Source organism: Adlercreutzia sp. CNCM I-6207, assembly GCF_977072305.1.
In genome coordinates this window covers 1-19,428 of record NZ_CDRVLZ010000007.1, presented here as the reverse complement: position 1 = coordinate 19,428, position 19,428 = coordinate 1, and the positions used below count along the sequence as shown (strand labels likewise).

General features: G+C 63.8%; 16 protein-coding genes. 14 read left to right on the top strand and 2 right to left on the bottom strand.

Annotation, left to right across the window (positions count from 1 at the left end):
• The first annotated feature begins 177 nt into the window (after window positions 1–177).
• From gltX to ACW4QM_RS05060, 3 genes are all read left to right on the top strand, one after another.
• Window positions 178–1,800: a glutamate--tRNA ligase gene (gene gltX / locus ACW4QM_RS05070; RefSeq protein WP_161128345.1), complete on the top strand. Its 1,623-nt coding sequence runs from the start codon at window positions 178–180 to the stop codon at window positions 1,798–1,800.
• A 30-nt stretch (window positions 1,801–1,830) separates the two neighbouring features.
• On the top strand, window positions 1,831–3,114 hold the full coding sequence (locus ACW4QM_RS05065) for a hypothetical protein (RefSeq protein ID WP_161128346.1): 1,284 nt from the start codon (window positions 1,831–1,833) through the stop codon (window positions 3,112–3,114).
• Between the two features lie 144 nt (window positions 3,115–3,258).
• Window positions 3,259–3,675 (top strand): PaaI family thioesterase, encoded by a 417-nt coding sequence (locus ACW4QM_RS05060; protein ID WP_161128347.1) that lies wholly within the window; start codon window positions 3,259–3,261, stop codon window positions 3,673–3,675.
• 222 nt (window positions 3,676–3,897) lie between these two features.
• On the opposite strand, the gene metK is transcribed toward ACW4QM_RS05060, so the two are convergent.
• Together metK and ACW4QM_RS05050 are read right to left on the bottom strand one after the other, a co-directional pair.
• The gene (gene metK, locus ACW4QM_RS05055; protein WP_237974523.1) at window positions 3,898–5,166 is read right to left on the bottom strand and encodes a methionine adenosyltransferase; all 1,269 of its coding nucleotides are present in this window, start codon (window positions 5,164–5,166) and stop codon (window positions 3,898–3,900) included.
• Between the two features lie 191 nt (window positions 5,167–5,357).
• Window positions 5,358–6,959 carry a radical SAM protein gene (locus ACW4QM_RS05050; RefSeq protein ID WP_202427925.1) on the bottom strand — a complete coding sequence of 534 codons (1,602 nt, stop codon included), beginning with the start codon at window positions 6,957–6,959 and terminating at the stop codon, window positions 5,358–5,360.
• Window positions 6,960–7,247: 288 nt separating this feature from the next.
• On the opposite strand from ACW4QM_RS05050, the gene ACW4QM_RS05045 reads away from it, so the two are divergent.
• The 11 genes from ACW4QM_RS05045 to ACW4QM_RS04995 all read left to right on the top strand — a co-directional run bounded on the left by ACW4QM_RS05045 (window position 7,248) and on the right by ACW4QM_RS04995 (window position 19,341).
• Entirely contained in the window at window positions 7,248–8,639 is a 1,392-nt protein-coding gene (locus ACW4QM_RS05045) for a circularly permuted type 2 ATP-grasp protein (protein ID WP_114540530.1), read from the top strand.
• Window positions 8,640–9,566, top strand: coding sequence for a lipoprotein intramolecular transacylase Lit (locus ACW4QM_RS05040; RefSeq protein ID WP_161128349.1), 927 nt, complete (start codon window positions 8,640–8,642; stop codon window positions 9,564–9,566).
• A complete protein-coding gene (gene ybaK, locus ACW4QM_RS05035; protein ID WP_455798244.1) occupies window positions 9,566–10,051 on the top strand; it encodes a Cys-tRNA(Pro) deacylase in 486 nt (161 codons plus the stop codon). The genes ACW4QM_RS05040 and ybaK overlap by 1 nt, the downstream gene beginning before the upstream one ends.
• A 21-nt stretch (window positions 10,052–10,072) precedes the next feature.
• Entirely contained in the window at window positions 10,073–12,439 is a 2,367-nt protein-coding gene (gene priA, locus ACW4QM_RS05030; protein ID WP_161128350.1) for a replication restart helicase PriA, read from the top strand.
• Window positions 12,440–12,562: 123 nt separating this feature from the next.
• Entirely contained in the window at window positions 12,563–13,750 is a 1,188-nt protein-coding gene (locus ACW4QM_RS05025) for a hypothetical protein (protein ID WP_161128351.1), read from the top strand.
• Window positions 13,747–15,603 carry a protein kinase domain-containing protein gene (locus ACW4QM_RS05020; RefSeq protein WP_161128352.1) on the top strand — a complete coding sequence of 619 codons (1,857 nt, stop codon included), beginning with the start codon at window positions 13,747–13,749 and terminating at the stop codon, window positions 15,601–15,603. Before ACW4QM_RS05025 ends, ACW4QM_RS05020 begins: the two co-directional genes overlap by 4 nt.
• Complete coding sequence (locus ACW4QM_RS05015) at window positions 15,600–16,580, top strand: FHA domain-containing protein (RefSeq protein ID WP_161128353.1); 981 nt, start codon at window positions 15,600–15,602, stop codon at window positions 16,578–16,580. Before ACW4QM_RS05020 ends, ACW4QM_RS05015 begins: the two co-directional genes overlap by 4 nt.
• A 416-nt stretch (window positions 16,581–16,996) precedes the next feature.
• Window positions 16,997–18,115, top strand: coding sequence for an SPFH domain-containing protein (locus tag ACW4QM_RS05010; protein WP_237974525.1), 1,119 nt, complete (start codon window positions 16,997–16,999; stop codon window positions 18,113–18,115).
• Complete coding sequence (locus ACW4QM_RS05005) at window positions 18,116–18,784, top strand: hypothetical protein (protein WP_237974526.1); 669 nt, start codon at window positions 18,116–18,118, stop codon at window positions 18,782–18,784.
• Window positions 18,785–18,802: 18 nt separating this feature from the next.
• Entirely contained in the window at window positions 18,803–19,048 is a 246-nt protein-coding gene (locus ACW4QM_RS05000; protein WP_161128468.1) for a single-stranded DNA-binding protein, read from the top strand.
• Window positions 19,045–19,341, top strand: coding sequence for a hypothetical protein (locus tag ACW4QM_RS04995; protein WP_455798243.1), 297 nt, complete (start codon window positions 19,045–19,047; stop codon window positions 19,339–19,341). The genes ACW4QM_RS05000 and ACW4QM_RS04995 overlap by 4 nt, the downstream gene beginning before the upstream one ends.
• Window positions 19,342–19,428 lie beyond the last annotated feature (87 nt).

Below are 19,428 nucleotides of genomic sequence, written 5' to 3'. Positions count from 1 at the left end.
CCAACCGATACGGCCCCACCGCCGAACTGTCACGGAGCGTCACGGCACCGTTGCGCTGCGGACACGAGCCCTGCACCGAACCGTCGCCGAGCCGGATGTGGTCAATGAATGATGGGTCTGCCCCCGTGCTATACTGGCGCTATTACCTGAAACGACCCCGAGGACTGAAGGAAACCCATGACCACGACCAAGCCCGTGCGCGTCCGCTTCGCGCCTTCTCCCACCGGCAAGCTGCACATCGGCGGCGCCCGCACCGCCATCTACAACTGGGCCTTCGCCCGTGCTACCGGCGGCACCTTCGTCCTGCGCATCGAGGACACCGACCCGGAGCGCTCCACCGAGGAGAACACCCAGATCATCCTGCGGGCCCTCCGCTGGATGGGACTCGATTGGGACGAGGGCCCCGAGGTGGGCGGCCCCTGCGGCCCCTACTTCCAAACCCAGCGCACCGCCACCTACGAGGCGGCGCTGCAGAAGCTCATCGACGCCGGCGCCGCCTACCCGTGCTTCTGCACCAAGGAGGAGCTGGATGCCAAGCGCGAGGCCGCCGAGAAAACCGAGGGAGGTTACGCGGGCTACGACCGCACCTGCCGCGCCATTCCGGCCGACGAGGCCGCCGCGCGCGTCGCGGCCGGCGAGCCCCATGTCTGGCGCCTGAAAGTGCCCGACGACCACGGTCCGGTCACGTTCAAAGATGCCGTCTACGGCGACATGAGCTTCCCCATCGATGTGATGGACGACATGATCCTGCGCCGCACCGACGGCACCTTCACCTACAACTTCGCCGTGGTCTGCGACGACGTGAACATGGCCATCACCCATGTCATCCGCGGCGACGACCATCTCTCCAACACCCCGCGCCAGGTGCTCATCTACGAGGCCCTGGGCGCCGAGGTGCCGCTGTTCGCGCACCTGTCCATGATCCTCGGCCCCGATGGCAAGAAGCTCTCGAAGCGCCACGGCGCCACTAACGTGGAGGAGTACCGCGACCGCGGGTATCTGCCCGACGCGCTCGTGAACTTCCTCGCGCTGCTCGGCTGGTCGCTCGATGGCGAGACCACCATCATCCCGCCGGCGGAGCTGTGCCGCACGTTCTCGCTCGATCGCATCACGAAGAAGCACTCCATCTTCGACGAGAAGAAGCTCGACTGGATGAACGGCGTCTACATCCGCGATATGGGCGCTGCCGCCTGGGTCGACGCCGCCAAGCCCTGGCTCGCCCAGACCAACCTGGACGGGTCGAACGTGCCGGACGGCATCACCGTCGTGCCGACGCCCACCAAGGAGGAGGCGGAGGCGGCCGCCCGCGAGTTGCGCCTTCCCGGAGCCGACGTGGACGCCGACACCTGGGAGGCGTGCCTGGCCGACGTGGACGACGATCGCGAGTTCTACGAGGCCATGTACCCGCTCGTGGCCGAGCGGCTGGCGCATTTGGACGAGATCCCCGCCAAGCTGGCGTTTCTGTTCTGGGGCGACTCGGTGGTGCTCGACGAGAAGAGCGTCCAGAAGGTGCTGTTGAAGGAGGGCGCGCGAGCCGACGAGGCGCTCGCCATTTGTCGGGCCATCCTCGCCGACGACGACAACCCGTGGGACGCCGAGGCGCTCGAGGAGCTCTGCCGCGCCGCCGGTGAGGAGGCCGGGCTCAAGCCGAAGCTTCTGTTCCAGCCCTTGCGCGTGGCCGTGTGCGGCAACATGGTGTCGCCGCCTTTGTTCGAGGCCATGATGCTGATGGATCCCGCCGACATCGTCGCCCGCATCGACGGCGTCACCGAAACCGTGTTCAGCGAGCGCGCCAACTAGCGGCCGCGTCAACCAGAAAGGTCGAAGACCATGGACGAGAACAGCAACATCCCAGGCGCTTCCGGCGCGGAGCCTCAGCAGCCGGCGCCGGAGCCGGCGCCAAGCGCCGTGCCTGAGAACCCCTTCGCTGCCTTCGGAGCGCCCGGTCCCGGCTCTCAGCCTGCGCCCGCGGCGCCCTCCGATGCTGTGCAGCCGGCGCCTGCCGCAGCCGCTCCGGCTCCTGAAATAGCGCAACCCGCGCCCACGGCGCCGACGCAGCCCTACTACGACGCCACGGCGGCACAAGCCGCCCAGCAGCCCTACGCCCCCTACGGACAGTCCGCCGGCGCTGGGCAGTCGTATGCCTACACTCAAGCTACGGCCCAGCAGCCGACCTACGCGCCCTATGACGGCGCCGGCTACGGCTCCTACGGCGCGGGCAGCCAGCCGCCGGTGCCCCCGGCGCCCGCACAGAACATCTATCCGGGCTACGAGCCGCCCAACCCCAACCAGAAGCGGCGCTGGCCGTGGTTTCTGCTGGGCCTGGCCGTGGGACTTGTCGTCGGCATGGGCGGTTGCGCCAGCTGCGTGGGGATCATGGCCCTGGCCGACTACGATAGCAGCTACGACAGCTACAACAGCTACGATGACGGCTACGACTACAACTACGATTACGACTTCGGCGACACCGATATGTGGGCTCCGGAGGACAGCTACGGCACCGACGAGGACGCCTCGCCCTACGGCACCTTCACCTTGGACGAGATCGCCTCGGTGTTCGAGGCCGACGGCATCTCCCAGGGCGAACCGGGGGAGGGTGACGTCTGCACCAAGGGCTTTTACACCGTAGGGCCCGCCGGCCAGATTCCCGCCGGCCTGTATTACTTGGAAGGTTCCAACGAGAAGCTCTCCCACTACTACGTGTTCGACGGGGACGACGGCCGCTATTCCGTTGATGACTCGGTGCAGTACTTTGGCAACTACTTCGTCGATTTGGACGAGGGCGATCTCATCGTGTTCGATCCCGGCGACGAGGCGACCATGTATCCGGCCCCCTCTACCTCCACGGATCCGACGGCGCCCTACACCAACGGCTGCTACCGCGTGGGCATCGACATTCCCGCCGGCAGCTACACCATCACTGCGGCTACCGTGGGCGAGGGCGAGACCGACGAGGACTCGGCGGCCTTCGTCATGAAGAACCTCGACTTCGACGACGACTCCATTGTGGACACCAAGTACGTCATTCCCGGCGGCGAGCAGACGGTCACGGTCAGCAACGGCCAGTACTTGGAACTCTTCGCCGCCACCGCCACCCCCGTCGCTCAGGGGTAAGGGCAACCACCTGCGTGGACGCCAGTGCATTAGATCCGTAGGGGGCGACCTTGGTCGCCCCTTCCAACCAGAGAGATTTTTCTTGCTGATGAGGGGCGACCGAGGTCGCCCCCTACGAAGGTTGACCGGAAGGAAAGGATTCCTATGGCGAAGCAGCTAAGCGATCGCCCCACGTTGGAAGAGCTGAAAGACTTCTTCGGTCACGACCGGTTCGCCGAGCACGCGGGCTGCCGCATCGTGAAAGGATCGCGCGATCACGCCGTGTGCGAGCTGGACATCCAGGACCACCACCGCAACGCGCTGGGCAACGTCATGGGCGGCGCCATCTTCACCTTGGCCGATTTCGCCTTGGCCATTGCCAGCAATACCGGCGGGAACCCGAGCGTGTCGGTATCGAGCACCATCGAATATCTCAGCGCCTCGAAGGGCACCTGCCTCATTGCGACGTGCAACGCGGACAAGTCCGGCCGCCGCCTCGGCTTCTATACCACCGATGTGACCGACGACACAGGGCGCCGCATAGCGCGCGTCACCACCACCGTCTTTCGCGAAAGCGAGTGAGGACAGCGAAAGGGCCCCAACCGGGGCCCTTTCGCTTATGAAAGATGGGGTTTTGCTGGACGACCCGTAGGGGCTGACCTTGGTCAGCCCTCTCGAGCGGAATGACGTTCCCGGGTTGGGAGGGGCGACCAAGGTCGCCCCCTACCGAAGGAGCGGCCAGCGAGGACTGTCTGAGCGAATCAGAATGCCGCGCGTCTCCCCGTCGGGAGAGCCGCAGCCAGGTTACTCGACCCCGCAGGCCGCCCGCAGGGCGTCGACGCGGTCGGTCTTCTCCCAGGTGAACTCGGGCAGCTCGCGGCCGAAGTGGCCGTAGGCCGCTGTCTTCTGGTAGATGGGGCGGCGCAAGTCCAGTTCGTCGATGATGGCGCCGGGGCGCAGATCGAACACCTCGGACACGGCGCGCTCGATATCCTCTTCCGGGACATGGTTCGTGCCGAAGGTCTCCACCATGACGCTCACCGGCTTCGCCACGCCGATGGCGTAGGCGATCTGCACCTCGCAGCGGTCGGCCAGTCCTGCGGCCACGACGTTTTTGGCTACCCAGCGCGCCGCATAGGCTGCCGAGCGGTCCACCTTGGTGCAGTCCTTGCCGGAGAACGCCCCGCCGCCGTGGCGGCCCATGCCGCCGTAGGTGTCGACGATGATCTTGCGGCCGGTGAGACCGGCGTCGCCCATGGGGCCGCCGATGACGAAGCGGCCCGTGGGGTTCACGTAGATCTCGCAGTCGTCGGCGAGCGCCACCCCTTCGGCCTCGAACACCGGGCGGATGACCGTCTCGATGACGGCCTCGCGCAGGGCGTCCTGCTCGATGTCCTCGGAGTGCTGGGTGGACACGACCACCTTCTCAACCGCTGTGGGCGCTCCGTCGATGTAGCGCACCGATACCTGGGTCTTGCCGTCGGGGCGCAGAAATTCCAGCGTGCCGTTCTTGCGCACCTCCGTGAGTCGCTCGGAGAGGCGATGGGCCAAATAGATCGGCATGGGCATGAGCGTGCTCGTCTCGTTGCAGGCATAGCCGAACATCATGCCCTGGTCGCCCGCGCCTACGGTCTCGTAGGGGTCGGCCGCGGCCGCCTCGTCGCGCTGGGCCTCGAAGGACTCGTCCACGCCCTGGGCGATGTCGGAGGACTGCTCGTGGATGGAGCTCATGACGGCGCAGGTGTTGCCGTCGAAGCCGTACTTCGCGCGGTCGTAGCCGATGGAGCACACCACGTCGCGCGCGATGGACTGCACGTCCACGTAGGCCTGGGTGCGAATCTCGCCGGTAACGAAGACGGTGCCCGTGGTGACGAGCGTCTCGCAGGCGCAGCGCATCTTCGCCGGGTCGGCCGGGTTGCCGTCTGGCGCGATGTAGCCCTCCTCGGCCAGGGCGATCTCCTTGGCCAGGATGGCGTCCAGAATGGCGTCGGAAATCTGGTCGCAGATCTTGTCCGGGTGTCCTTCCGTGACGGATTCGGACGTGAACAGGTACGATGAGTGCTTTTCAGCCATAAGAGTCCTCTCTTATCGGTGTTGGCCGGACCACCTTGGCGCTCATAGCGAGGGACGCGTCAGGTTGGTGTCGGGATCATCGAGCCAACTCTCTACCCCGACTCTGGATAATGCAGATCGCGCGTCCGATGCGGGCGCGCGATCAAGTATGCTAACGGTTCGAAGGAGCGGGCGCAAGGGGAGGAGTCGGCCTACGCGGTAACTTCATCGGCGGCCTTCTCGGCCCTCTCGGCGGCGCCATCCACGGCCTGCTCCACCACGGCGGCGTCGGCCTGGGAGAGCAGGGCTCCCTCGTCTAGGGCGCATCTCAGCTCATCGGCCAGCGCCGGCTCCAGTGCCATCTCGTCCACGGGGCGGTCCGGATCGAAGGCCCCGTGCATGGTGCGGCCGAGCCGCGCAAACTTCGCCTTGTCGGTTTCGGCCATGCCGCAGAACTGGCGTGCTCGGTAGGGTGCGCGCTTGTCGGCGCCGTTCGTCCACAGGCGCTCGGCCTCGGGCGCCCATGCCCGGGCCGCCGGGCGGCATTTCTCGGCCAGATCGTGGGCGCTTTCCGTTTCTACGAGGTCGGTGCCGCGGGCGCCGCTCTTCTCGACCATCTCCTCCAGGCGGTCGGGATTCTCGAGCATCGGACAGGGCCGCAGCAAGTTGTCGTTGAAAGGCTGCCCCTCGTAGTAGGCCATGAACAGCGGGCTCTTCAGGCATTCCAGCAGCGGTTGCTCGCGGATGTTGGCATTGGAGTAGTGGATGAACACGCAGGGCTCTACATCGCCTGCCGCGTTGATGTGCAGATAGCGGCGGCCTCCGGCGATGCAGCCGCCGACGAACTCGCCGTCGTGTTGGAAGTCGAGCGTCAGGATGGGCTTCTCCGCCCGCACGCGGCGGTTGAAATGGTAGAGCAGTTTGCGGTCGTCCGGCGTGGGCATGAGCTCGGTCGGCGCGCCCTTGCCCACGGGCATGTAGGTGAAGATCCAGGCGAAGAGCGCCCCTTTGTCGATGAGCCAGTCGAAGTACGCGTCGGAGGCCACGGAGTGCGCGTTGTCGTGGGTGTAGCAGATGGACACGCCGAAGGGCAGCCCGTGGCTCGCGAGAAGATCCATGGCCGCGTCCACCTTGGCGTAGGTGCCCGCGCCGCGCCGCCCGTCGGTGGCCGCTTCGTCGCCCTCGGCGGAGATGGCCGGCACGAAGTTCTTCACGCGGATCATCTCCTGGCAGAACTCCTCGTCGATGAGCGTGGAGTTCGTGAAGCACAGAAACGCGCAGTCCGGATGGGCCTCGCACAGCCGAATGAGATCGCGCTTGCGCACGAGGGGCTCGCCGCCAGTATAGATGTACACGTGCACGCCGAGTTCCTTGCCCTGGCGGATGATGGAGTCGATCTCGTCGTAGGCGAGGTTCAGGGCGTGCCCGTACTCGGCGGCCCAGCAGCCGGTGCAGTGGAGGTTGCAGGCGCTCGTCGGATCCAGCAGGATGGCCCAGGGGATGTTGCACTGATGGCGCTCGCGCATCTTCTCTTGCTTGCCCCAGGCGAGGAAGTTCGCGTCCATGACGAAGGTCTTCAGCAGATCGGCCCGCACCTCGGGGTTCAAGTCCATGACGCGCATGATGAGCTGGTACATATTCGTCTTGTTCTTGATGGCGTCCGAGAAGGCGGCGCGCTGCTCGGCGAACAGGCTGGCCGGAGCGAGGGCGTCGATTTTGCCCATGATGTTCGCCATGTTGTTCTCGGGGTCGTCGCACAGATAATCGACGAGCTTGTAGGCCAGCGCTTGCTTCGCTCTCTCGGTGGGTTTCATGGGCTTCTCCTTTGCACGGGCTTCCTTTGGCATAGCGTCATTGTGGCAAAATTGCATTCCGTGAGCGTTCGAGTCATGATTACTGTCACGGCCTTGATCGCTTGCCGTTTCTAAGTTGTCGCTTGCATGTCATCTAACGCTGTGGCTTCAAACTTCGAGGTCACGCGGGCCCATCCTGTGCGGGCGTTGCGCGCTGCCCGCCAACGGCTTTCCAACGCGTTGCCCGCGCCCCGCATAGGTCGTGCTACACTTATCCAAATGCACAAAAGCCCAAGGGACGGAGCCCTCATGCCAAGCAATGCCGATTACACCCGCGAGTACTTCCAGATCATCGACGAGCTGGACGGCGACATCGAGAGCCGCCGCGCCGCGTTCAACTACATGCAGGACTCCACGGCCATCGTGCACCACCAGGTGGTGGCCTCCTCCTTCGTGCCGCGCCTGTTCAACCGCAAAACCTACGAGGTCATGAAGCGCACGGCCGAGACGAGCCACCGCATCCTCTGCAAGGTCATCGAGCGCTACCGGGCTGACGAGGAGTACCGCAAGCTGTTCGATTTCGACGAGCGTCTCGTGGAGCTCATACTGCTGCCCCGCGACTACGATTCCGTGCTGCCCTTCGCCCGCGTGGACACGTTCTTGAACGAGAACGACTACCGCATCCACTTCTGCGAGTTCAACGGCGACGGCAGCGCGGGCATGAACGAGAACCGCGAGATCACGAACTCCATCGTGGGCTCCGACACCTTCCGCACCTTCGCCGAGAACCACGCCGTCCAGGGCTGCGACTTGTTCATGCCCTGGGTGCGCGCCTTCATGGACATCTACGGCACCTACCGCTTCAAGGTGGAGAACCCCCGCGTGGCCATCTGCGACTATCTGGAGAACGGCGTGGTGGACGAGTTCCACATCTTCGCCGAGAAGTTCCGCGAGGCCGGCGTGGAATGCGTCGTGGCCGACGTGCGCGAGTTGTCCTTCGACGGCGAGGTGCTGACGACACCCGACGGGCTGCCCGTGAACGCCATCTGGCGGCGCTCGGTCACCAACGACGTGCTGGAGTTCTGGGACGACTCGCAGGACCTCATCAACGCCGTGCGGGCGCGGAAGGTGGCGCTCATCGGGGCGTTCTCCGGGCACATCGTCCACGACAAGCAGCTGTTCGAGGTGCTCTTTGCGCCGGAGACCCAGGCCTTCCTCACCGAAGAGGAGATCGCGTTTGTGGAGGAGACCGTGCCCATGACGGCCTTCCTCAACGACGATCAGGTGAACATCGACCAGATCCGCGCCAACCGCGAGGAGTGGATCATCAAGCCCACCGACCACTACGGCGCCGACAACGTGTACGCCGGCTGCGAGGTGAGTCAGGAGGAGTGGGAGCGCGTCATCGACGAGTTCGCCAACGAGCGCGCCGGCTACCCCTTCATTGTGCAGCGCTACATCCGCCCCTTCAAGACCGACACGCTGCCGCCGGACCGCGGCATCAACGAGGCGCCCGACGGCGCCGTGGAAAGCGAGCCGGTACCTTACAACAATCTGAACGGGCTGTACCTGTATAACGGCCACTTCCAGGGCGTCTTCAGCCGGCTGGGGCCGCACCCCACGATTTCGAAGACCAACGACGGCATGACCGCGGCCACTATCTGGGTCGATTGCGACGTGCCCGATGGGCTGGAGCTGTAAATGGGATCCGATAGCATTCTCGCCGGCATTGGCGCCACGGTGCTCGCCGTCACCCTGCTCGTGTGCGGGTTCGCCGCCTGCTGCTTGCCGGTGACCACCGCCTCGCTTGCCGGCGCCGTGAGCACGGGGGCGGATTCGCCCTACACCCACGAGCAGCTGGTATCGCTGGCGCAGGAGACCCGCGCGTTCACCGTGGACGCCCACTCGAGCATGGAAGAGGCCCGCGAGTCTTTGGCCGCCGACGTGGTGGCGGCGGCGCGGGAGGCCTCGGCCGAGGGGGCTCCCAAGTACTCCCAGTGGACGCAGCAGGCCAAGCAGGTTCTTGGCGATGCGGAAGGGGAGGGCGGCGCGGTGGCCGCGGACGATGGCGCGGCCGCTGGCGACGGTTCGGCGCTTGAGACCATGGATGCGCTGGCGAAGGTGTCTGACCGCTACGCCCTGGACGCCGATGCGGTGAGCCACTTGGAGGACTGCAACGGGCTCATCACGGGCTTGAGCTCCTATCTGGGCATGATCGGCGTGGCGGCGCTCATCATCGCGCTGGTGCTCGGTTTTCGCAAGCAGTTCGCGGCGCTCGCCTTCATGCTGCGCATGGGGCCGGCGCTGCTTCTGGCGGTGCTCGTCGTGCTGGGGCTGTGGGGCGTCATCGACTTCAACGGCCTGTTCGCGGCCTTCCACTCGCTGTTCTTCGTGGACGGCACCTGGACGTTCAATTACGACTCGCTGCTCATCTCCATGTATCCGATCGACTTCTGGATGGGCATGGGGGCGGTCTGGGTCGGCTCGGCCATCGGCGTCGGGCTGCTCTGCTTCGCCGCCGGCTGCCTGTTCGCGTGGAAGGCCCAGGTGCAGCACCGCGAGCTGGAAGAGGCCGCCGCGGCCGACGCCGCCCGCTCCAAGAAGCGCCGCAAGAAGGGCCGTCGCTGATGGCGCGCGCCCCCAAGGACCACAAGACCAACGCCCTGCGCGAGCTGGACGCGGCGGGCATTCCCCACGAGGAGCTGTTCTTCGACGCCGAGCCCACGATGACCGGCGAGGAGATCGCGCGCTCGCAGGGGGAGGATCCCGACGTCGTCTTCAAGACCCTCGTCACCCAGGGCAAGTCCGGCGGCTACTACGTGTTCCTCGTGCCCGTGGCCGCCGAGCTCGACCTGAAGAAGGCGGCCGCGGCGGCCGGCGAGAAGGCCATCGCCATGATCAAGGCCCGCGAGCTTCTGCCGCTCACCGGCTATGTGCACGGCGGCTGCTCGCCCATCGGCATGAAGAAGCGCTTTCCCACCTTCGTGGATGAGACGGCCCAACTCTTCGATACGATTCACTTCTCGGGCGGCAAGGTGGGCTGCCAAATCCGCATGAACCCCGACGACCTCGCCCGCCTCATCCCCTTCCAATACGCCGACCTCACGGTGTAGGCTTGCGGTATACTGGCGGGCATGAACATTGCCTCGGTCATAGTCGACATTCCTACCCAAGCTCTCGACACCCCCTATTCCTACGCGGTTCCCGACGAGATGCTCGTCGGGGAAGGGGGGCGTCCGGCCGCGGTGGGCTGCGCCGTGCTCGTGACGCTCGGCGGCCGCAAGGCCGTGGGCTACATTGTGGGCCTGGAAGAGGTCGCTCCCTCTCCGGACGAGGGCACCGACTTGTGGGGGACGCCCCAGTCGGCGGCCGATCTCAAGCAGGTGGAAGCGGTGCTCTCGGCGCCGTTTTTCGACGAGGAGGGGGCGGCCTGCGCGCTCTGGCTCGCCGAACGCTACGCCGCGCCGCTTTCCGAATGCGCGCGCTTGTTCACGCCGCCGCGGGCCGTGCCGCGCATCGTGCGGGGCCGCGACGGCCGTTGGCGCGTCGAGGAGCCGGCCATCGGGGAAGTGGACGACCGCTGGGTCACGCGCGGGCCGGACTTCGACGCGTTCGTTCCCCGCAAGAACGCCGTGAAGCAGCAGGAGGTGCTGGCTGCGGTGGGCGCCGGCGACGTGCGCGTGGCCGAGCTGTCGCGGGAGTTCGGCGCCGTGGGTTCCACGTTGAAGGCGCTGGCCGCCAAGGGGGCTGTCACGGTGGAGCGGCGCCGGCGCATGCGCGGCATGGAAGACGGGGCCTCGCGCGCGGGCGCGCCGGCCGGCGGGGCGGCTGCTCCGGCCCCCACTGCGGCCCCGCAGCTCACCGAGGGCCAGCAAGCGGCCGTGGCCGCCATCGAGGCCGCCTGGGCCGCGGGCGACGGGCGCGTGGTGCTCGTGGACGGCGTCACCGGCTCCGGCAAGACCGAGGTGTACCTGCAGGCCATCGAGCGCACGCTCGCCGAGGGGCGCCGCGCCATCGTGCTCGTGCCGGAGATCTCCCTCACCCCCCAGACCGTCGCCCGTTTCCGCGGCCGCTTCGGCGACGCGGTGGCCGTCATGCACTCCCGCATGAGCGACGGCGAGCGCTACGACCAGTGGGATTTCATCAAAAGCGGCGCGGCCAAAGTCGTCGTGGGCGCCCGCAGCGCGCTGTTCACGCCGGCCGCCAATGTGGGGCTCATCGTCATCGACGAGGAGCACGAGGGCTCCTACAAGCAGGACTCTTCGCCGCGCTACCACGCGCGCGACGTGGCCGAGTGGATGATGTCGCGTGCCGGGGGCGCGCTGGTGCTCGGCTCGGCCACCCCTTCCATCGAGGCGCTCTACCAGGTGAACAAGAACCCGCGCTGGACGGCGGCGGCGCTTCCCGAGCGCGCCAACGGGCGGCCCATGCCCGCCATCGAGGTGGTGGACATGGCCGCCGAGTTCGCCTCCGGCTCCCGCGCCATGTTCTCCGGACGGCTCGCCCGGGCGCTGGGCGAGGAGCTCGCTCAGGGTCGCAAGGCGGTGCTTCTGCTGAACCAGCGCGGCTTCGCGAAGTTCCTTCTGTGCCGCGACTGCGGCTTTGTGCCCGAGTGCCCGCATTGCTCAACGTCGCTCACCTACCACGAACAGGGGGCCAAGCTCGTCTGCCACCACTGCGGCTACACCGTGGCCGCGCCTCCCACCTGCCCCGAATGCGGCAGCCCCTACCTGAAGAAGTTCGGCGCCGGCACCCAGCGTGTGGAAACCGAGCTGCGCCAGCTCTTGGACGGGCTGCCCGGTGTGGGGCCAACCGTTCCCATCATCCGCATGGACGCCGACACCACCCAGGCCAAAGGCGCCCACCAGGCCCTGCTGGAATCGTTCGCCGCCGCCGATGCCGCCGTGCTGCTCGGCACCCAGATGATCGCCAAGGGGCTCGATTTCGACGACGTCACGCTGGTGGGCGTCATCAACGCCGACACCCAGCTGCACCTGCCGGACTACCGCGCCGGCGAGCGAACCTTCCAGCTCATCGAGCAGGTGGCGGGCCGCGCCGGGCGCGCCGAGCTGGACGGGCGGGTCATGGTGCAGACCTACGAGGCCGACGACGTGGCCATCCGCGCCGCTGCCACCTACAACCGCGGGATGTTCCTGCGCGCCGAGCTGCCCAAGCGCAAGCTTCTAGGCTACTCGCCCTACGTGCGCATGGCCAACGTGCTTCTGTGGGGCGCCGACGAGCACGCCGTGGCCACCGAGGCCGAGCTTCTGCACGCCCAGCTGGCCGAGCTTATCCGCAACGAGGTGGGGGAGCGCTGGCAGGTGCTGCCCGCCGTCCCCTGCGTGCTGGCGAAGCTGCGCAACACCTACCGCTACCACATCGTCGTGAAGGCGCCTTTGGGCGACGACCTCTCGGCCCCGCTGGTGCGCCTGTTCCGCGCCCGCAAAGTGAACCCCGCCGTCAACGCCGCCGTCGACATCGACCCTGTGGACTTGCTGTAGGGCCGAACCTGACAGTGCTGAAACCTCCTTCAATGGCGCGTGCTATACTGAGCTTCACCACACTGTGTCATCGTCCTGGTTCTTCATATAAGACCAGGTCTTAGGCGAAAAGGAGCGCGAACGGTGGAACTGTCCCTTCATCGCTGGCCCTATGCGGGGCGCGCTTTCCGGCGCGCGTCCGCTCCTCCTCTGCTGGGCGGCCTTCTCACTTTCTCCCTCGCCCTTATGACGGTGGGCGTCGTCGTGTACGCCGGTGCCGTTCCATCTCTGGCGGAACAGAGTCCTCTTGTGCGACAGTGGGCGGGCGCCGATCGCGCGCGAGCGCTCGGTCCCGATGCGCCGCTTATGGGCGCGCATGGCCTTTCCGGCACCGGCGGCGTTTCTTCCGGAGCCGGAGGCGCGAATGGCCCGGGGGCAACGAGCACCACATCGGACGGTACGGCTTTGGCACCTGATGCGGGCGCGCTGTCCGACCCCGCGGATCTTCTGCTGTTGGGAGGGCGGAGCGCGTCGCTGCTCGGCGGTTCCGGTTTTGCTGCTCCGACGAATAGGGGCGCGGGCGCTGAGGGCGGATCCTCGAACTCGGCACATGTCGAGGCGCCGGCGTCCTCGGGTGATCCGAATACTTCAGGCTCGAACGCGACCGGCTCTGGTTCCACGAACGGAGGATCCGGCGCTTCTTCGGGGAATCCCTCGGGCGGAGGTTCGGCCTCCGGTGAATCTTCGGGTGGCGGCTCGTCTTCAGGTGGCTCCTCGGGCGGCAACGCTGTTGCGCCGACACCGAGCGACCCGGAGCCCGATCCTGAGCCGACCATCCCCGTTGAGGCGGGAGGCCCGGTTCCCGAGGATATGGAGCAGCGCATATGCAATACCTTGCGCAGCGAACACGACGTGCTCAAGGCAGAGGCCGCGAAGGTGTACCAATGCGCCGATGACTACGAGCGCCTTTGCATGACGCGTCCGCAGCAGCCGCGCATCGAAGCGGCCCGGACGGTTTCGAACCTGCTGCGCGAAGTGCAAGTGGCGGATTCCAATATGATGATGGAGGTGGGCTACGCTTGCAATCGCGACGACGGAGCCATGTACGGCGCTTCGCGCTATAGCGGAAACTTCTCGCAGATGCACCAGTCCTACGGCGACCTGATCAACCTGCTGTACGAGTTGGACAATGCCTGGTCGGGGAATTGCTATTTCGAAGATCCCGCCGCGAATGCCGATTATTGGTCGGGCCGTGTGACGAGAAGCGCAGCGACGGGACGCATGGCGTATCTGGAGGCCTACGAGGCCCATGTGGGCGGAGCGCGCCCGTGACGGCGGTGCTGGAAGCGCGCCCCGTTGGCGGCGCGTTGGCCGATGACACCCGCAGTGGTTCCGTGCGACTTTTTCGGGTGGAGGCGTTCGAGCCTGCGGTCTATGTCGCCCCCGAGCATCGCGACGCCTACGAGCGACGCTTCGTCACGCTGCTGGTGGACGAGGCCTCCCGCCGCCGAGGCGGTGTAGGGGAGGTGCTTCATGCCCGCAATCCCCGTGGCGAGCGGTTCGCGCTCAAGCGTTTGCGGCGGTCCGATGGCGAGAGAGGGGACGATGGGCTCGCCGAGGCCCGTCGAGCCGCATTCGATGCCGAATACGACGCCCATCGCGTCTTGTCCCCGTTGCGCGGCTTCCCGCGCCTCTATGGCCGCGGCCGCGTCGGCGAGGATTCGGTCATCGTGATGGAATGGGTGGAGGGGGTCACGCTCGAAGAGGCGGCCCGCGCTCTGGCCGTGGACGACGAGGGGCGGCTCTCTCCGCTTACGGTGGCCCGCATCGGACGCGACCTGTTCGATCTTCTGGCTCGTATGGCCTATGTTGAGGGCGGCCTGGCCCATCGTGATGTGGCCCCGCGCAATATCATGATCGATACGGGACAGCTTTCTGTGGCCGATCAGGTGGAGGAGGGCGCCTTCCAGCTCGTTCTCGTCGATTTCGGATCGGCCGTTCCTCTGGAGAGCGCAGATCCCTCGCTGACGGCGCGATGGGGGGCGCCCTTGGGGGCGACAGCCGATTTCGCTGCCCCCGAGATGCTGACCGACGATGTATCGGGGGCGGTGGCTCGGCGCCGGTCTCCCGCTGTCGATGTGTACGCGGCTGCCAGCGTGCTGTACCAGTTGATGGAGGGGCATTCGCCCTACGACCTCAGCTTTGCCGGTCGCAGCCAGCGCGAAGGTCGGTCTGCCTACCGCATCAAGACGGAGTTCTCGCCCGAAATGCCCGCCGGTGCCCATGGGATCGCCGCGGACGTTCGCGCGGTGCTCGCTTCGGAGCCCGAGGTAGCCGTGGCAGTGGGGCGTGCCGCGGCAGAGTTGGATGGCGCCCCGGCGCCGCATCGCGTTCGAGCGGCCTTGTCTGCGGTGGACGACCAGCTTGCAGAAGTGCTCATGGCCTGTCTCGTCCCTGAGCAGAGTCGACGCCCCCGGGCGAGGGAGGTGCGGGAGGCGCTCGCCCTGTTCTGCTCCCAGTACGCCGACAACGTGGCCCGCGCTCTGCGCGGCGAGCCCTTGGCACCGTGTCCTTTGGGCGGGGCGGCGGCAACGGAGGCCCGGCGCCGTCGACGTTTGCGCCGCGCGGCACGCGTGGCCGCCGATGCGCTCTCGGCGGCTGTGGCCGTCGGAGGAGCTGCGACCGCAGGGCTTCTCACTCAGGACATGACGGTGGCTTTTCCAGCCGGTCAGCCGCTATGGTCGGGGCCGATGCCGGGACTTGCAGTCTCCGTGGCGCTTCTGTTGCCCCTTGCGGGTGCCCTTATCGCCCGCGGCAGCGAGAGAGACACCGGTTTCGGTTTCGCGCGAGGGCTTCTCGGGTCGCTTCTGGGCGGTGCGGTAGCGGGTCTTCTGGCCTCGCTCACGGCATGGCCGAGCGAGTCGGTCTCGGACGCTCTCTATGCGGTGCTGTTCCTCGCCGTCGTCGCTCCTTTACCGGGATTGGTCGCTGATTGGGCCTTGGCGCTGCCCCCGTTGTCGTCTGCGTCCTCCACCGCCCCGTTGGCGCGGCCGGTACTACCCTGGGGCGCGGTGCCTTCCGAGGATCGCGCCGTCTCGGCTGCGAGCCGCGAGGCCTTGGCGTTAGAGGCAATGTCAGAGATAACTTACGAACTAGCTGATGAGTCCAATGAGGAGGGCATATGACCCCCATCGATGCCACACCCACTTCCGTGCTGTTCGATTTGGCGAAGCGCCATTGCGGTGTGAGCCACAAGGAACTGGCCGGCTTGCTGCTGTCGGGGCGCCCCCTCTCCGACGGGCGCAGCCCCCAGAGCCGTCTGGACGACCGTACCTGGGTGTCGCGGTTCATCGTGCACGCGCCGGCCGGAACACTCTCCGACAGCTACTTCTGCGACTACGCCGTCGGCGCGCTCCGGTTCGCGGCGCGCATGAAATCGCGCAGCAAGCGCGCTCTCACGGGCGAGGCCATTCTCGATATCGTCTGCGGAAAGGCCGGCCGGGCCATGGACGACGCCCTTAAGGCATGCGGCCAGAGTCCCACGCTGTACCGCAACATGATGGAACGCATCGCCTGCGAGGGATCGCTGACGGCCGACGAGCGCGCCGAAGTGGCCCTGGTGCTGCTGGTGACCGCTGCTTGCACGGCCGATGTGCGACGCGCCGTGGCCGAGGCGCGCGCTTTCTCCGAGAAGATGCACGGAGGCGGTCTTGCCACACCGCCCTTGGCGCCGGTGCCTCAGGGCGCTGGGCGCGCGGCGGCCCCAACCGGCGCCGACGATCGCCCGCGCTGGTTGGGACTTCTGCGCATCGTCGACGGCGTCGTCGCCGGTGAGCCCCAGTGGGTGGAACCCACAGCGACGGGTGCCGAGGTGGGGGCGCTTGTGCTAACCGAGGGGGCGGTAAGCGAAGTCGGCCCTGACGTGTCCGGTTGCCACGCGCGCCTCTGGCGCGACGATGCGGGCGCGTGGTGGGTAGAAGGATGCGATTCCCGTCACGGCACGGTGCTCGTGAACGGCCTCACCGGCGAGGAGACGGTGGTGGAGCCGCCCCGCGGCCAGCGCGATGGCTGGCAAGCCTCTCCTGTGCCCGTGGCCCCGGGAGACCAACTCCGCCTCGCCGCCTCCACCACCTTCCTCCTCATAGAGGGCTACCCGGGCTAAGCAGCCGTACGGGAGCGCTACAGGCTTTCGATTTCTGCGATATTTAACTGATGACGTTGTAGTCATTCTGTCCCTCATTGTAATTTCAACCGTTTTGCCGTTGTCGCAAGTGCGGCAATGCGGTCGTTTCGCGCCTTTCGGACGCTGCCACTCATTATTGATGTTTACAACCGTATGTCCTGGCGTTCTCTTTTCTGGACTATATCGTGTGCATTTTGCTTTTAGCTTAGGCCCATTCAATCTTTTCCACTCCAAATTGGCTGACTAACGACGGGATCAGAACAAGTTTTGTAAGCTTTCGCATCACTGGTCTTGCTAGGTGGTTGTTCGGACGGAATGTAAGGAATGTTGCGCAACAAATTCTAGTGGTTCGCGTCTATGCTTTTTCAAAAGGTTTATTCTAAGAGGAGGCAAGCATGAGCCTTGTTGACGTTATCAAATACGAGGGGGATAACCAGACGTTCGTATGGAAGCATCCTCGTGAGGATTTCAATACGGGCTCTCAGCTGATCGTTCATGAATCGCAAGAAGCGATTTTCTTTTTGAACGGACAGGCGCTTGATTCATTTCTCCCGGGAAGATACGAACTTGAAACCCAGAATATCCCACTACTTAATAAAATAATAAACATCCCATCAGGTGGTGAGAGCCCATTCCACGCGGAAGTGTATTTCATCAACCTTGTTGAACAGATGGGTATACCGTGGGGAACCAATTCCAAAATACAGTTTATGGAACCTGAGTTTATGTTTCCGCTGTCCATTGGTGCTTCGGGAGAAATGGCGCTAGCGGTTAGGGAACCGAAAAAACTGCTTTTAAAGCTAGTCGGCACGGAGGCGCTTTTGTCGCAGGAAAAGCTCATCAAATACTTTAAGTCTTTCCTGCAAACTAGAATAAAAACCGTGATCGCGCAGGTTGTTATCGAACGCAAGCTGTCAATCTTCCAGATGGACGCACAGCTTGCGACGCTTTCAGATGAAGTCAAAGCACACCTTCAATCTGATTTTAAGGAATACGGGCTTGAGCTTACCCAAATGATGGTTACTACGATCGTGAAGCCTGAAGGCGACCCGATTTATGAACAGTTCAAAAACCTCTACTTTCGTCAATACGCTGCTGTGAAAAATGCTCAAATCAACCAACAAGTAGGAATCATAGATCAGGAGACGATTGCAAAGCAAACGGTCATAGAGGCAAAAGGAATTGCTGAAAAACGTCAAGTCGAGGGATACACCTATCAACAAGAGCGTGGTTTCGATGTTGCAGAACAGATGGCTCAAAACGAAGCTGCTGGAGAATTCGCGAATATGGGAATAGGTCTCGGAATGATGGCTGGCGTAGGAGGCCCCATGGGTGGAATTGTGGGGAGTGCGGTAACGGAAGTCTTGGGCGGGGTCGCCTTTGGTGCAGCCGCAACGGGCCGTTCGGCAGCAATGCAGCCATCAGGCTCTTCGGAGGGGTTTTGCGCTGAGTGTGGCTTTGCGTTTAAAGACGCTGAAAAGTTTTGTCCTCAATGTGGGAAGAAGAGGGCTTAAATGTCTAAAGAGATAAGCAAGCACAACATTGCAATTGGAGTTTTGTGCATAGCTTTTATGGCATATGCTTTAATCTGCTCCATTGTTTTTCAGAGAAATATTGTCTTCTGGGTGGAAATTTGCTTCAGCTTAATCGCATTTCTTCTTTCGGGGGTAGCGATGACATCCGCTGAAGATCAGAAACTCGTTTTCAATCTGCCCCTCTATTGCCTTGCGAGCGTATATTTGGTTCTCCAGATCCTTGCGAGCCTATTCTTCATGGGATTGCAAGGATCATGCGAACCTTGGTGTTATGCAATTAATGTTTCATTGCTTGCGGTTTATCTCTGCGCCTTGTTAGCAACGCGAGCAACATTGTCGCATATCGTGCAGGTGGACAAAAGCGCCGAACAGCAGACATCTTTCGTAAATGCTTTGATGCTAGAGCTTGAGACCATGCGGGATAGAACAGAAGGCGAACGCAAGAAGAAGATCGAGGAAGTCATCGACGTTGCGCGATACTCGAATTTGCGATCTTGCGATGCTTCGCAGGAAATAGAGGAAGTCATACTTGAAACAGCAAAGAACCTTAGTGCAGTTATCCAAGATGAACCGAACAGCAGCATAACTGATATGACGAACCGAATCTCTGAACAACTTAAACGGCGTGATCGGATTTGTAAGAAATAGGTGATAGGAGATCAATGCATGAGCTATGAAGAAGAAATGACTGCCGCGTTGTTAAAGGTTGGCTCTTTGAGGGACGGCGAGGAATTTGTCGTAAAGGATCTTTTTGATGGGGTGGCTTGGAATAGGTTTGAAATAGGCCAGAGACTGAATATAGGGAGGAATTTCAAAAGTCGAGTTGAAAGTGGACAAATCCCTGGTGTCGTACTCATGGGGAAACGTCCCAATAATTCCGCTTATTACAAAAAGATGGGAGGTACGCGATGAGGGCAATGCAATGCGAACTTTGCGGAGGAACGGACATAGTCAAGGAAGACGATTTTTTTGTATGTCAAAGTTGTGGGATGAAGTATACTCCCGAAAACGCTAAGAAGATGATGATCGATGGTGTCGTTAATATTCAAGGAACAGTTAAACTTGATAATACGAAATTGATTGACAACTATTTATCTATATCGCGGAATGCATATGATTCCGGAAACAGCAAAGAGGCTGAGGAATATGCAAACAAAGTCTTAGAGATAGATCCAACCAACTATAAGGCCCTTTCCCGCTGTTAAACCACCATTGACATATAGCCGTACCTCTCCCCGATGCTGACGCGGTTGGCCAGGCTCAGGAAGGGATGCGACTCCAGGTGCGTCAGC